Origin of the sequence: Pseudomonas synxantha BG33R, from assembly GCF_000263715.2 — a bacterium.
Classification (GTDB): Bacteria; Pseudomonadota; Gammaproteobacteria; order Pseudomonadales; family Pseudomonadaceae; genus Aquipseudomonas; species Aquipseudomonas synxantha_A.
Window position 1 is genome coordinate 562,119 of sequence record NZ_CM001514.1, and the last position, 14,013, is coordinate 576,131.

The window sequence follows — 14,013 nt, forward strand, 5'->3', positions numbered from 1 at the left end:
TTATATGGGATGCGGATTAATGTGGGAGCCGGGCTTGCCCGCGATGCAGGCGCCTCGGTTTATCAGTGATACCGAGGTGATGCAATCGCAGGCAAGCCAGCTCCCACATAAAGATGCTCCCTGGCGCGCCGCGATCTACAGTCATTATCGAGGCGGGGAGGCATAAGCCTCCCCGCATCGTTTGTGGAAACTACATGAATATTCTGATCGTTGGGCCCAGTTGGGTCGGTGACATGGTGATGGCACAGACACTGTTCCAGTGCCTGCGCCAGCGCTATCCAGACTGCCAGATCGACGTGCTCGCCCCTGAGTGGAGCCGGCCGATCCTGGAGCGCATGCCCGAGGTGCGCAAGGCCTTGAGCTTCCCGCTCGGCCACGGTGCCCTGGAGCTGGCGACCCGCCGACGCATCGGCAAATCCATGGCCGGCCAGTACGACCAGGCGATCCTGTTGCCCAACTCGCTCAAGTCGGCGCTGGTGCCTTTTTTTGCCGGCATCCCCAAGCGCACCGGCTGGCGCGGTGAGTTTCGCTATGTGCTGCTCAATGACGTACGCACCCTGGATAAAGCCCGCTACCCGCTGATGATCGAGCGCTTCATGGCCCTGGCCTACGAGCCCGGCACGCAATTGCCCACGCCGTACCCGCGGCCCAGCTTGCAGATCGACCCGGTGACCAGCGATGCGGCGCTGGCCAAGTTCGGCCTCACCCTTGATCGGCCGGTTCTGGCCTTGTGCCCTGGCGCCGAGTTTGGCGAGTCCAAGCGCTGGCCGTCGGAGCATTACGCCAAGGTCGCCGAGACCAAGATCCGCGAAGGCTGGCAGGTGTGGCTGTTCGGTTCGAAGAACGATCATTCGGTAGGTGAAGATATTCGTCAGCGCCTGATTCCCGGCCTGCGCGAAGAGGCGGTGAACCTCAGTGGCGACACGTCCCTGGCCGAGGCTATCGACTTGTTGTCCTGCGCCGACTCGGTGGTGTCCAACGACTCCGGCCTGATGCATGTGGCGGCGGCGCTGAATCGCCCGCTGGTAGCGGTGTACGGCTCCACGTCCCCAGGCTTCACCCCGCCCTTGGCCGACAAGGTCGAAGTGGTGCGCCTGGGCCTGGATTGCAGCCCGTGTTTTGATCGCACCTGCCGCTTCGGCCACTACAACTGCCTGCGCCAATTGCTGCCGCAGCCGGTAACCGATGCCTTGCAGCGGTTGCAGGGCGATGTGGTCGAGGTTCACTGAGTTGCGGGTTCTGGTAGTCAAGACCTCATCCCTGGGCGATGTGATCCATGCCTTGCCGGCGTTGACCGATGCAGCGCGGGCGATCCCCGGCATTCGCTTTGATTGGGTGGTGGAAGAAGGCTTTGCCGAAATCCCGACCTGGCACCCAGCGGTGGACAAGGTAATCCCGGTGGCGATTCGCCGCTGGCGCAAGAACCTTTGGCAAACCATCAAGAGCGGCGAGTGGCGCCGTTTCAAGCAGGCCGTGCAGTCGACCAAGTATGACCTGGTGATCGACGCCCAGGGCCTGCTGAAAAGCGCCTGGCTGACCCGCTATGTGCGTGCTCCAGTGGCCGGCTTTGATAAAAACTCGGCCCGTGAGCCGATCGCTGCGCGTTTTTATTCGCGACGCCTGGCCGTGGCCCGCGGGCAACACGCGGTGGAGCGCTTGCGCCAACTGTTCGCCGTGGCCCTGGGCTACGACCTGCCCAAAGGCTTGGGCGACTATGGCCTGAGCGTTGAAAAGCTGCTGGGCCTGCCGCCGAAAAAACCCTTTGTGTTGCTGCTGCACGGCACTACCTGGGACACCAAGCACTGGCCCGAAGCCTATTGGCGTGAGCTGGCCGAACGCATGGGGCGCCTGGGCGTGGACGTGAAATTGCCGTGGGGTAACGCCGCCGAAAAGGCTCGGGCCGAGCGCCTGGCCCAAGGCCTGCCCAACGCCGAAGTGCTGCCCAAACTCAACCTGGCGGGCGTGGCCGGCGTGTTGGCGGGCGCCCGCGCCTGTGTGGCGGTGGACACCGGCCTCGGTCACCTGGCGGCAGCGCTGGATGTGCCGACCATTTCCCTGTTCGGCCCCACCAATCCGGGCCTTACTGGCGCTTACGGCAAGGGCCAGATCCATTTGGCCAGCGACTGGCCGTGTGCGCCGTGCCTGCAAAAGCAGTGTACCTATCAACCTACCGCCGACGACCTGCGGCGGTTCGACATCAAGCGTGAGTCGCCCCTGTGCTTCACGCGCTTGAATCCTGAGCGTGTAGCAAGCCGGCTGAGCACGTTGTTACTGGCTGAGGAGCAGCACTGATGCAACTGGCTTTTGTTCTGTACAAGTACTTTCCCTTCGGTGGCTTGCAGCGCGACTTCATGCGCATCGCCCTGGAGTGCCAGCAGCGCGGCCACAAGATTCGTGTCTATACGCTGATCTGGGAAGGCGACATCCCACCCGGCTTCGAAGTACTGGTGGCGCCGGTCAAGGCGCTGGTCAATCACCGTCGCAATGAAAAGCTGTATGCCTGGATCCAGGCCGACCTGGCCAAGCGGCCGGTGGATCGCGTGGTGGGCTTCAACAAGATGCCGGGGCTGGATGTGTATTTTGCCGCCGACGGGGTGTTCGAAGACAAGGCTCAAAACCTGCGCAACCCCATGTACCGCTGGTTCGGGCGCTACCGGCACTTCGCCGAATATGAGCGCGCGGTGTTCGATAAGGACGCCAAGACCCAAATCATGGTGCTGTCCGAACATCAGCAGAAGTTGTTCACCCAGTATTACGGCACCCAGGCCGAGCGTTTCCACTTGCTGCCGCCGGGCATTGCCCGCGACCGGCGCGCTCCGCCTGACGCGGCCGAAATCCGCGCCGAGTTTCGTCGTGAGTTCGGCCTGGCCGAGGACGACCTGTTGCTGGTGCAGATCGGTTCGGGCTTCAAGACCAAGGGCGTCGACCGCAGCCTCAAGGCCGTGGCCGCCTTGCCTTCCAAGCTGAAGAAGCGCACCCGACTGTTTGTAATCGGCCAGGACGACCCCAAGGTATTCCAATTGCAGAGTGCGGCATTGGGCCTGGGCGATCAGGTGCAGTTCTTCAAGGGCCGCAGTGATATCCCGCGTTTCCTGCTGGGCGCCGACCTGCTGATTCACCCTGCGTACAACGAGGCGGCCGGCATGGTGCTGGTCGAAGCGGTGGTCGCCGGCCTCCCGGTACTGGTGAGCCGGGTGTGTGGCTACGCGTTCTACATCGACAAGGCCCAGAGCGGCCGGGTGTTGGACGAGCCGTTCGAGCAAGCCCAGCTCAACCAGTACCTGGTGGATATGCTCGACGATCCACACGCGCGTGCGACCTGGAGTCGCAATGGTCTGGCCTTCGCCGAGACGGCCGACCTCTATAGCATGCCGCAGTACGCTGCGGACCTGATTCTGGCGGAGCCAAACCGATGAAGTTGATTCTAGCCGAACCCTTCAAGACCCTCTGGGCCGGACGCGATGCGTTCGCCGAGGTCGAGAAGCTGCAAGGCCAGGTGTTCCGCGAGCTGGCCGCTCGCCGTACGTTGCGTACGGTGGTCGAAGGCCAGCCTTACTTTGTGAAGATTCACCGTGGCATTGGCTGGGGCGAAATCCTCAAGAACCTGGTCACGGCCAAGTTGCCGGTACTGGGCGCAGGCCTGGAGTGGCTGGCGATCCAGCGCCTGCAAGCGCTGGGCGTGCCGACCATGACCGCCGTAGCCTTTGGCGAAAAAGGCAGCAACCCGGCCGACCAGCATTCGTTCATCATTACCCAGGAACTGACGCCGATTATCAGCCTGGAAGACTTGACCCTCGATTGGGTCAAGCAACCGCCCGTGCCGGCCATCAAACACGCCTTGACCCGTGAGCTGGCGCGCACCGTCGGCGCGATGCACCGCGGTGGCGTGAACCATCGCGACTGCTACCTCTGCCATTTCCTGTTGCACACGGACCAGCCCATTACCGTCGACAATCTGAAATTGTCGGTGATCGACCTGCACCGTGCCCAGGTGCGTCCGACGATTCCACTGCGCTGGCGTAACAAGGACCTGGCCGGCCTGTATTACTCCGCATTGGAGATCGGCCTGACCCAGCGCGACAAGCTGCGCTTCCTCAAGGCGTACTTCCAGCAGCCGTTGCGCCAGATCCTGGCGGAGCAAGCTGCGCTGCTGTCTGAGCTTGAGCGCATGGCCGCCAAGCTTTACGCGCGCAAGCAACGATACGGGGATGCGCTCTGATGGCGGGTTGGAACCTGGAACCTGCCTATGCCGCCCTGGCGGATGACTTTGGAAGCCTGGAGGCGGTATTTGCCTTGCAAGGCGAGCGATTGACCCGCGACCCGCTGTCGGAAGTCATCCGGGTCGAGCGCGGCGGGGTCAATTATTACGTCAAGCGCTACGTGGGCGCCGGCAAAGGCTTGCGCCGTTACCTGGGCAGGCCGCGGGTGAAATCCGAATGGCAGAACCTCAAGCGTTTCGCCAAGTGGGGCATCCCGACGGCTGATGTCGTCGCCTGGGGCCTGGACCGCAAGGGCCTGGCTTATAACCGGGGCGCGATGATTACCCGCGAGCTGCCCAAGACGGAAGACTTGTCAGTGCTGGCCGAGCGCAATGACGAACGCCTGAAAGACCCCCGGTGGGTCGATGGCATCAGCCGCCAGCTCGCCGAATACACGCGCACCATGCATGAGCACCGCTTCACTCATAACGACTTGAAGTGGCGCAACCTGCTGGTGGACGACCAACGAACCCTGTACCTGATCGATTGCCCCAACGGTGATTTCTGGCGTGGTTTCTGGCTCAAGTACCGCATCACCAAGGACTTGGCTTGCCTGGACAAGGTCGCCAAATATCACCTGTCGGCCACCCAGCGCCTGCGTTTCTACCTGCAATACCGCCAGCGCACGCACTTGTCGGCGTCGGACAAACGGCGAATTCGTCACGTGGTGAAGTTTTTTGAGGGACGCGAATGAGTGACTTCCTGGCGGCCGAAGACCGAGCCTTGCTTGAGCGCAACGGTCTGGCGACGTTTGACGCCCTGTGGGCCAAGCAACTGGACGCAGTGGACGAGCCCAATACCAGTCACGGCGGCTGGAGCAGTGTGTATCGCCTGGAGCTTGAAGGGCAGGGCTATTACCTCAAGCGCCAGAGCAACTACCTGACGCGCACCTTGCACCGGCCGTTTGGCGAGCCGAGTTTTGCGCGCGAGTTCCGTAATATCAGCCTGTATCGAAAGCTCGGAATCCCTGCTCTGCAGGCGGCGTTCTTCGGTGAGCGCAAGGTTGAGGGCGAGCGCCGGGCAATGCTGCTTACCCGTGCTCTGGATGGTTGGAACGACCTGGATTCGTTGCTGGAGCAGTGGCCGCAATTGAGCGCCGCCCAGCACAGTGCGATCCTGTCGGCGTGCGGCAAGCTGGCGCGTCACCTGCACAGCGTCGGGCAGGTGCATGGCTGTTTTTACCCCAAGCATATTTTCCTGCAGGCCACCGCTGAGGGTTATGCCGCGCAGCTGATCGACCTGGAAAAAACCCGCCCGTTGCTGTTTGGCTGGCGCGACCGGGTCAAGGACCTGGAACCGCTGCTGCGTCGCGCGCCCCAATGGTCGGACGCGCAGGTGCGCCAACTGCTGGCGGCGTATCTTGAGCAGCCCGAAGACAGCGACCTGGTCTCCACTTGGCACCAGCGCCTGACCGCACGCCGCAGCCACAAGGAGAACCGCTGATGCGTTTATCCGAGCTGAAAAATGCCGGCCGTAGCCCCAGCCTGCCGTTGACCATCGATCTGGCGGATGCGGCAGGCCCGGGGCAGTTGCAACTGCTGAGCCTGTTGCGGGTGTTGCCCGGGCAGCGCTACGTGGGCGCGGCAGTGTGGCGTGGTCGCCCGGTATTGGCCAAATTGTTGGTTGGCAGCAAGGCGGCGCGGCATTTTCAGCGTGAACTCAAGGGTGTGCGTTTGTTGGCTGAGCAAGGCCTGACCACACCGTTGTTGTTGGCCGATGGCTTGCAGGACGGCGAGGGCGGCTGGCTGCTGTTTGAGTTTATCGAGGGCGCCCAAAGCCTGGCCGATGCGTGGCACGCCGTCGAACATCTGCCGCCGTTGGCGGACGAACAAACCGCCGTGCTCGCCGAAGCATTGGGCGCGATTGCGCAAATGCATGCCAAAGGCCTGTGGCAGGAAGACCTGCACCTGGACAACCTGCTGCGCCAGGACGGCAAGCTGTACTTGATCGATGGCGCAGGCATTTGTGTCGAGGAGGCGGGTAAGCCGTTGTCGCGCAATCACGTGCTGGAAAACCTCGGCGTGTTTTTCGCCCAGCTGCCGAAAAACCTTGAGCCGTTTACCGAAGAATTATTGGTGTACTACCTGCTGGGTAATGGTGAGCACGCCTTGCCGCTGCAAGCCCTGGAAAAGCAGGTGCGCAAAGTCAGCGCCTGGCGCTTGAAGGACTTTCTGGACAAGACTGGCCGCGAATGCACGCTGTTCAGCGTGGTGCGTGGCGCCTTTGGCTTGCGTGCGATTCGTCGCGAAGAAGAAACGGCCATGTTACCGGTGCTGGAACAGGCAGACGCCTTGCTCGACCAGGGCCACCTGTACAAGACCGGCGGCGCGGCCAGTGTGGCCAAGGTCGAAGTGGCTGGTCGGCCGTTGGTGATCAAGCGCTACAACATCAAAGGCTTTGCCCACTGGCTCAAGCGCTTCTGGCGCCCGAGCCGAGCCTGGCATTCCTGGCGCGAGGGTAACCGCCTGGCGTTTCTCGGCTTTGCTACGCCCAAGCCACTGGCGGTGCTGGAGAAGCGCTTTTTATGGCTGCGCAGCCGTGCGTATCTGGTCACCGAGTTTCTGCCGGGGCCGGACATCATCGAGCGCTTTGCGCCGTATGTTGAAAACGGCGATGCGCCTGAGAGTGAGCTGCTCGCGCTGGAACAGTTGTTTACCCAGTTGATTGGCGAGCGCATCAGTCATGGCGATTTCAAAGGCCATAACCTGTTCTGGAATGACGGGCGTTGGGCGATGATTGATCTGGATGCCATGTGTCAGCACGGCTCTGTTGCCAGTTTTGCGCCGGCATACGCTAAAGACCGGGCGCGGTTTATGCGCAATTGGCCCCAGGGCAGTGCGTTGTATCAGTTGATCGATCAGCGGTTGCCTAAAACCATCGTGGTTTAAGCGGGCGCCTGATACCCAAATGTGGAAGGGGGCAAGCCCCCTCCCACATCAGAATTGATATTCAGCCCCAGCGCCTGCATACCACGAGCGCCCCGGTGCTGCTTCGTAGTAGCGCCCGTTGCCGTCACCCACAATCACCGATCCCACATATTGACGATCCAGCAGGTTATCCAGGCGCAAGGTCTGGTGAAAGGTCCAGTGCTCCACCTTCTGCTCAAACCGTGCTCGCCAGTTGAAGACGCTGTAGCCCGGTGCAGCGTGTTGGCTATTGGTGTCTTCGACATAGACTTTGCTGCGGTACATGCCTTCGATGGCCGTGCTGACCCAGTCCCGTGGCTTCCAGTTCAGTTCGGCGAACAGGGTGGTTTGGGGGACGCTGGGGAGATAGTTGCCCTTGTCGATGGTGTTGGCGCCGCTGGCGAAGTCGCTGTCGTAGGTGGCTTGGAGGCGGGTATAGGCGAGGCTGGTGCTCCAGTGCTCGTTCAGTTGGCTTTCAACACCCAGTTCGAAGCCGCGACGTAGTGTGCGACCGGCGTTCTGGTAAGTTGTGCGGCCCCCGCTTGCCTGTTGCACGACCAGTTCGTCTTCGGTGGTGATTTGGAACACTGCGGCGTTGATGCGGGTGTCTTGACCTAGACGGGCCTTCAAGCCGACTTCGAACTGCTTGCTGACAGACGGCTTGAGAGCAAAGTTGAAGCCGTTGGCGGTGCTTGAATAGGCTGATTCAGCTTGAGTGGGGGTTTCGAAGCCTTTGCCCGCACTCACGTAGCCGTGCAAGTCAGGGGTGAAGGCGTACATCACGCTGACCGATGGTGTGTTTTTTTGATAAGTCTTGCTGCCGCTGTCGTTGCCATCATTTAGAAAATGGTCGTCGACCTGCATTTTCATGGTGCTGTGCCGCAGGCCAGCTTGCAGGGTCCAATCGCCCAGTAACCAGTTGGCTTGCACGAAGGGATCAACGCTGGTGGCGGTGTCGATTTCATCGCGGCCCAGGGCGCCTTTGACTCCATGTACGCCGTTCAAAGTGTTGGAGTAGCCTTGGCGATCATCTTCGCTGCGGTCGTAATCGAGGCCGCTGATGATTGTCAGGTCGCCCGGTACGCTGCTGATGGGTTGCAGCCAATGAATGGAGCCGCCGTAGAACTTTCGGTCAAATGCCACGACGCCACCACGGGCGTTAGCAGGGTTGGTTGCGCCGCTGGGAAACTTGTCCGGGATCGACAGGTACTGAATCACACTGCGGCGCCCGGTATACGCATTGACCTGCAACGTCGCATTGCCGATGTAGCGCTCGTAGTTCATTCCCAATTGCTGGTGATCGATGCTTTTGCGCGTGTTATAGGTCAGCGCGTTGGTGCTCACCGAACGCGGATCGGCCTTGTACGCTGTCCAGGTCTGCCCCAGCGGATCCTGCGTACCGTTCTGCTCCAGGCTGCTGTAGATCAATGCCAGTTTGCTGTCGTCATCCGGCTGGAAGTTGAGCTTGGCGAAGGTCTGGTCGCGCCGGGCGCTGCTGTGGTCGCGGTAGCCGTTGGTGTCCATGCGTGAGGCATCGAGCACGAACCCGGCACCATTGGCCGCGCCTTCCGCACTAACGTGGTTCTTGTTCAGCCCGTCGCTGCCCACCAGCGTTTCTGCGCCGACACGCGGCGGGCCGTCGCCGTCGCGGGAGAACATTTGGATCACACCGCCGGCGTTACTGCCATACAGAGTCGCCGCCGGGCCGCGCAGCACTTCGATACGCTCGGCAGTGTCAAGGTTGAACGTTGCGGCCTGGCCCTGGCCGTCCGGGGTGCTGGCGGGGATGCCATCGGCGATCAGCTTGATGCCGCGTACACCAAACGCCGAACGGGCGCCGAAACCGCGGGACGAGATCTGCAAGTCCTGTGCATAGTTCTGGCGGTTCTGCACCACCAGGCCAGGCACGCGGGACAGGGCTTCGGAGGCGTTGATGCCCAGTTGACCGTTGCTGATTTGTTCACGATTAATGCCGTCTACCGAATACGGCAGGTCGAACGTCGGGCTGGCGCTGCGCGAACCGGTGACCACGCTGGGATCCAGGATCAGGGGCGCATTGTCGGCCTGGGCGGTGTTGCACAGGCCCAGCAGTAAGACAAGGCAGGTTGGAGCAGAAGGAGTCATGAAAAGGCCGAGTGGGTAGCGCACGCAAGTAAGGGGTGTAGGTGCAAATGTGACAAGTTTAACGACTCGTCCTCTGATTTGCCGAACTCCTTACCGCCTGGCGCATTGGGACGCTTCCTACGCTTAGCGTCGACTGCGCAAACCTGAAGTCTTAGTTTTGTGGTGCTAGGTTTTCGATCTTTATCAAACGAAAAGAAGAATCAACTATGAGGACTCCTATCCTGCGGTTGCTGATGTTGCTGGGAATGTCGTTGATCGTTGCAGGCTGTGGCACTGCGACCACCGTGCTGCTTGGCGATGACGTCACTGTTCGGCAGCTCAAGGGGAAGAAAACCTATTGTCAGTCCGTTTCACGAATCTACAGCGGTGTAGCTTATGACCTGTGTGTCTTGCATGGGCCGCCCAACTCTGCGGGTGAACTTGCGTTGAACGGTATTCCCTGGGTTATTTTGGATGCGCCCGTTTCCGCCGTCCTGGACACGCTCGTCTTGCCCTACACGATCTACCGCCAAAGCGCCGACGGCAGCATCGAGCTGCGCTAACAGCTTCCTACTGCTTTTAAGCTATAATCCCGCCCTTTAGCTGTTTCCCGCCCGGGCGGGAAGCACACTTTTTTCAGGCGCGATGCGCCTGCATGCAGACTAAAAGAGGCTAGACCCCAGTGGCATTGACGATTCTTGGCCTGTCCGGCGCCCTTAGCCATGATCCTTCCGCAGCCCTGTATATCGACGGCAAGCTGATTGCGGCCGCCGAAGAAGAGCGCTTCGTACGCGACAAACATGCAAAGAACCGCATGCCCTACGAGTCGGCGAAGTTCTGCCTGGAACAGGCTGGCATCAAGCCTTCGGACGTTGACGTGGTGGCGATCCCATTCGCCCCGATCAGCCTGTTCGGCGAGGCACGCTGGCACTACGCCAAGCGCTATTGGTACGCCCCGGACCGCGCCCTCGACGCGATCCTGATGGGTAACCGTCGCTACAAGCGCTATCGCAACAAGATTGTCTGGTGCCTGGAACAGCTGGGCTTCGATCCAAAGAAAATCAAGATCGAACCGGTTGAACACCACCTGGCCCACGCTTCCAGCGCCTACCACTGCTCGGGTTTCCAGGAAAAAACCGCGATCCTGGGCATCGACGGCAAAGGTGAGTACGCCACCACGTTCTTCGGTTACGGCGAAAACGGCAAGATCCACAAGATCAAGGAATTCTACGACCCGGATTCTCTCGGCGGCCTGTACGGTGCGATCACCGAGTTCCTCGGTTTCGAGATGCTCGACGGTGAGTTCAAAGTCATGGGCATGGCGCCGTACGGTGATGCCAGCAAGTACGATTTCTCGCGTTTGGCGTCCTTTGAAAACGGCGAGCTGGTGATCAACACCGACTACGCCAACGTCATCGGCCTGCGTCGCTACAAAGAGAAGGGCAAGGGTTTCTACTTCTCGCCAAAACTGATCGAGTGGCTGGGCCCCAAGCGCGAAGGCGACATTGCCGACGAGCCGTACATCCACTACGCCGCCAGTATGCAGGCGTTGTTCGAGAAGCTGGCCTTGCAGATGATCGACCATTACCTGGGCGACATCCTCAAGGACACCGGCAAGCTGGCCTTCGCCGGCGGCTGTGCGCTGAACGTCAAGCTGAACCAGAAGATCATTGCCCGCGATGACGTCAAAGAGTTGTTCGTGCAGCCGGCGTCCGGTGATGCCGGCACGGCTGTCGGCGCGGCCGCCTATGTATCCCACGCTCGTGGTGTACCGGTGGAGAAGATGGAGCACGTGTACCTCGGCCCGTCCTACAGCAACGAAGACGTGATCGCCGCTTGCGCCAGGCACGAGAGCAAGCCGAACTGGCGCAAGATCGAAAACATGCCCAAGCGCATCGCCAAGATCATGGTCGACGGTAACCCGGTGGCCTGGTTTCAGGGCCGCATGGAGTTTGGCCCGCGTGCCTTGGGTGGTCGTTCTATCATCGGTTGCCCAAGCGCCACCGGCGTGGCTGACCGCATCAACCACCAGATCAAGTTCCGCGAGCGCTGGAGGCCTTTCTGCCCGTCGATGCTCGACACCGTGGCCCCGCAGATGATCAAGGTCGATCACCCGGCGCCGTTCATGACCTTCACCTTTGAAGTGTCGGAAGAGTGGAAGACCCGCGTGCCGGAAGTTGTGCATGAAGATGGGACGTCCCGCGCCCAGGTACTCAAGCGCGAATACAACCCGCGCTACTACGACATGATGAAAGAGCTGGAAGTGCTGACCGGCAACGGCGTGTCCCTGAATACCTCGCTCAACCGTCGTGGCGAAGCGATGATCTGCTCGCCGACCGACGCGCTGAACATGTTCTTCGGCTCGGACCTGCAGTACCTGATCATGGAAGACATCCTGGTCGTGAAAGACGGCGTGGACCCTTATGACGCCGTGGTTTAAATGCTGAACCGCTTCCAGGGCTGGCGTGAACGTGGCTGGGCGCCTGTCGAGGCCGAGGTTTACGCCCAGGCCTGGCAGCGTTACGGCGGCAGCGTGGCGACCCACCCGCAGGTTATCGAGCGGTTGGCTGGCCTGGCGCAGATTCCGGTACGCTACCTGGGCTGGGAACACGGTGGCGAACTCAAGGGGGCGATAGCCACCTGGGGGCGCGATCTGGCTCTCTCCAAGGACGTGCTCAAGCGCACCGGCAAAAAAGGCCTGTTTGACCTGGGCAATGCCGAGGTCATCCTGCCGATTGCCGCGGATGCGCAGGTGCCGCTACGCCACCGGGCGCGCTACCTGTCGGCGTTGAACGAAGGGCGCGTCAGTACCCTCAAGCCCCAGGCCGAGCAATTGGCCATGGCGCGCACTCCCGAAGAGCTGTCGAAGAAGTTTCGCTACAACCAGCGCCGCGAGTTGCGCCTGCTGGAAGAAGCGGGCGGCGTAGCGCGGGCGGTCAGTGAGTTCTCCAGCGTGGAGCTGGCGGCGATTTATTGCGATCTGTTCCAGCGTCGCTGGGGGTTCCCGGCGGCCGGCGCGGCGCGTTTGGCCGAGGTGCTGGAGCTGCTCAAGGAGTTTGTGTTCGGCTCGGTGCTGTTTCTCAATGACGCCGCGATTGCGGTGCAATTGGTGTATCAGGTGCAGTCCAATGAATGGTTCAGCGCCGAGTACGTCAACGGCGGCGTCGACCCGCAAACCCGTGCGTTCAGCCCTGGCAGCGTGTTGAGTTTCCTCAATACCCAAAGCGCCTGGGAGCAGGCGCGGGCGGCGAACAAGTCGTTGCGCTTTTCCTTCGGTCGTTCCGACCGTGAGTATAAGGAGCGCTGGTGCAACCCGGTGCCGGTGTTCAGCGTATGAGTCGCAAACAGCAACTGCTCAAGCGCCATCGGCGCAACAAGCGCATCGCGCTGTTGATCGGCTTGGCGGTGCTGGTTGCCACCGGTGTAATGGTGGCCTGGTGGTTGCCGCCGATGTTGGCGGTGTTGCTATGGGCGGCCCATGAAGCGTGGTTTGCCGATCACCTGTTCTACTCGCCCAGCGACCACTATGAGTACGCATTCCCGGCCGGCAGCGAGCAGCCCGGTTTGCGCCTGGAGTCGGGGCGGCTGTTGCTGGATGCGCCGCTGGCGAACGATGAAACCCTGATTATTGGCGTTGAGTTGAAAAGTTCGTGGCTCGGGCGCTTCCTAGACCCGGCGGTGGACCTGTTGGGCCTGGATTCAGCGGACCGCCAAACCTTTGAACGTGGTGTCAACGGGCGTCGCTATCTCAACCTGACCGGCGCTGCACAAGCACTGGCGGCGGGCAACATCAGCTTGCGCGGGCGCTTTTGCCGGATCAAGGGGCAGCCGATTCTGTGGCGTTTCCACCAACCGGACTATCGCCAGCAACGTGTGATGGTGATCGCTCCTCACGCCGACGATGCCGAGCTGGCCGCGTTCAGCCTTTACAGTCAAGCGGCTGAAAGCTGGATCGTGACCCTGACTGCCGGGGAAATCGAAGCCGAGCACTATCAACAGATGGGCCTGCCCAAAGCTGAAGCATCCCGCCTCAAGGGCCGCTTGCGTGCCTGGGACAGCGTCGCGGTACCGCGTTGGGCCGGGGTGCCCGAATCACAATGCGTGCAGTTGGGTTACTTCTGCATGCAATTGCAGGCGATGCAGGCTGCGCCGGACCAGCCTCAGGCGTCGCGCGAAGCGGATTTGGCCGACACGCGGCTATTTCGCCAGTTCAACGGCTTTGCCCTGCCGGGTGATGCAGATGGCGCACCGACCTGGCACAACCTGATCGCCGACCTGCGCGCACTGCTGCTCAAGGCGCGCCCTCAGGTGATCGTGTTGCCCACGCCATTGCTGGACCCCCACGCTGACCACATCTGCGCCCATGCGGCGGTGCTTGAAGCTCTGCAGGGCCTGGAGTGGCAGCCCGACACGTTGCTCGGTTATGCCAACCACCTGCATGATAATGACCGCTGGCCCATGGGTGACTCCGGTGCGGGGATGGCGCTGCCGCCACGTTTCGATTCATCGCCCGAGATGGTGCCGTGCAGCTTTGCACTCACTTTGAGCCAGCAGCAGGACAAGGCCATGGCCCTGGGCATGATGCACGACTTGCAGCCGCGCGCGCCGCTCAAGCGTCGGGTGCGCAAGTGGTTGCAGCAAGTGCTGGCCGGACGTAGTCCATCGCCTTACGGCGAGAACGAATTCTTTCGCAAAGCCGTGCGTCGTCACGAGCTGCTGTGGGTCCTCAAGCAGGACTGAAACCC

Annotated in this window: 12 protein-coding genes; 11 read left to right on the forward strand and 1 reads right to left on the reverse strand. The window is 61.4% G+C overall.

Annotation, left to right across the window (positions count from 1 at the left end):
- Positions 1-194: 194 nt before the first annotated feature.
- Genes waaF through PSEBG33_RS24420 form a run of 7 tightly spaced genes read left to right on the forward strand, consistent with a single transcriptional unit; the run spans position 195 to position 7,147 of the window.
- Positions 195-1,229 (forward strand): lipopolysaccharide heptosyltransferase II, encoded by a 1,035-nt coding sequence (gene waaF / locus PSEBG33_RS24450; RefSeq protein ID WP_005784132.1) that lies wholly within the window; start codon positions 195-197, stop codon positions 1,227-1,229.
- Position 1,230: 1 nt separating this feature from the next.
- Positions 1,231-2,292, forward strand: a complete 1,062-nt coding sequence (gene waaC, locus PSEBG33_RS24445) for a lipopolysaccharide heptosyltransferase I (RefSeq protein ID WP_005784134.1) — start codon at positions 1,231-1,233, stop codon at positions 2,290-2,292.
- Positions 2,292-3,416 carry a glycosyltransferase family 4 protein gene (locus PSEBG33_RS24440; protein WP_005784135.1) on the forward strand — a complete coding sequence of 375 codons (1,125 nt, stop codon included), beginning with the start codon at positions 2,292-2,294 and terminating at the stop codon, positions 3,414-3,416. The genes waaC and PSEBG33_RS24440 overlap by 1 nt, the downstream gene beginning before the upstream one ends.
- Positions 3,413-4,219 (forward strand): lipopolysaccharide core heptose(I) kinase RfaP, encoded by an 807-nt coding sequence (gene rfaP / locus PSEBG33_RS24435; protein ID WP_005784137.1) that lies wholly within the window; start codon positions 3,413-3,415, stop codon positions 4,217-4,219. Before PSEBG33_RS24440 ends, rfaP begins: the two co-directional genes overlap by 4 nt.
- Complete coding sequence (locus PSEBG33_RS24430; protein WP_005784139.1) at positions 4,219-4,953, forward strand: lipopolysaccharide kinase InaA family protein; 735 nt, start codon at positions 4,219-4,221, stop codon at positions 4,951-4,953. The genes rfaP and PSEBG33_RS24430 overlap by 1 nt, the downstream gene beginning before the upstream one ends.
- The gene (locus tag PSEBG33_RS24425) at positions 4,950-5,702 is read left to right on the forward strand and encodes a lipopolysaccharide kinase InaA family protein (protein ID WP_005784140.1); all 753 of its coding nucleotides are present in this window, start codon (positions 4,950-4,952) and stop codon (positions 5,700-5,702) included. The genes PSEBG33_RS24430 and PSEBG33_RS24425 overlap by 4 nt, the downstream gene beginning before the upstream one ends.
- On the forward strand, positions 5,702-7,147 hold the full coding sequence (locus PSEBG33_RS24420) for a lipopolysaccharide kinase InaA family protein (protein ID WP_005784142.1): 1,446 nt from the start codon (positions 5,702-5,704) through the stop codon (positions 7,145-7,147). Before PSEBG33_RS24425 ends, PSEBG33_RS24420 begins: the two co-directional genes overlap by 1 nt.
- 48 nt (positions 7,148-7,195) lie before the next feature.
- Here PSEBG33_RS24420 and PSEBG33_RS24415 read toward each other — a convergent pair whose 3' ends face one another.
- Positions 7,196-9,289, reverse strand: coding sequence for a TonB-dependent receptor family protein (locus PSEBG33_RS24415; protein WP_005784144.1), 2,094 nt, complete (start codon positions 9,287-9,289; stop codon positions 7,196-7,198).
- A 206-nt stretch (positions 9,290-9,495) separates the two neighbouring features.
- On the opposite strand from PSEBG33_RS24415, the gene PSEBG33_RS24410 reads away from it, so the two are divergent.
- The 4 genes from PSEBG33_RS24410 to PSEBG33_RS24395 all read left to right on the forward strand — a co-directional run bounded on the left by PSEBG33_RS24410 (position 9,496) and on the right by PSEBG33_RS24395 (position 14,008).
- Positions 9,496-9,831: a YceK/YidQ family lipoprotein gene (locus PSEBG33_RS24410; protein WP_005784146.1), complete on the forward strand. Its 336-nt coding sequence runs from the start codon at positions 9,496-9,498 to the stop codon at positions 9,829-9,831.
- 119 nt (positions 9,832-9,950) lie between these two features.
- Positions 9,951-11,708 (forward strand): carbamoyltransferase, encoded by a 1,758-nt coding sequence (locus PSEBG33_RS24405; protein WP_005784149.1) that lies wholly within the window; start codon positions 9,951-9,953, stop codon positions 11,706-11,708.
- Positions 11,709-12,605, forward strand: coding sequence for a GNAT family N-acetyltransferase (locus tag PSEBG33_RS24400; RefSeq protein ID WP_005784151.1), 897 nt, complete (start codon positions 11,709-11,711; stop codon positions 12,603-12,605).
- On the forward strand, positions 12,602-14,008 hold the full coding sequence (locus PSEBG33_RS24395; protein WP_005784153.1) for a PIG-L deacetylase family protein: 1,407 nt from the start codon (positions 12,602-12,604) through the stop codon (positions 14,006-14,008). The genes PSEBG33_RS24400 and PSEBG33_RS24395 overlap by 4 nt, the downstream gene beginning before the upstream one ends.
- Positions 14,009-14,013 lie beyond the last annotated feature (5 nt).